Consider the following 353-nt stretch of genomic DNA (forward strand, 5'->3'; position numbering starts at 1 on the left):
GGTGCCGCACCGCCAGAGGCCGTAACTGTATGCGAACCATAGTCGAGGTTCTGTTTACCTGCGGGCAGGTCGGTGGTGTCGATCGTGATCGTTGGAGCGCTCTTGATCTCAAGCGTCTTCGTGAAGGGCTGCTCATAGCCATCGTGATCCTTCACGTTGATAGTGATGCTGAAGGAACCCGCTTCGGTCGGCGTGCCGGAGATGGTGTTGCCATCCGCCTTCAGTCCTGCCGGAAGTCCCTTGATCTCGTACGCATAGGCTGCCGCGCCACCAGAGGCCGCAACCGTGTGCGTGCCATAGTCCAGGTTTTGGTTACCTGTAGGCAGATCCGTGGTGTCGATAGTGATCGTTGG

Annotated in this window: 1 protein-coding gene; it reads right to left on the minus strand. The window is 58.4% G+C overall.

The window, feature by feature from the left end:
- Window positions 1-353 (minus strand): putative Ig domain-containing protein (locus SB751_RS28705; RefSeq protein ID WP_410748874.1); only part of this gene is annotated, 353 nt, incomplete at both ends.

It is taken from the genome of Cupriavidus sp. SIMBA_020 (assembly GCF_046535395.1).
In the GTDB taxonomy this organism is placed as follows: Bacteria; Pseudomonadota; Gammaproteobacteria; order Burkholderiales; family Burkholderiaceae; genus Cupriavidus; species Cupriavidus campinensis.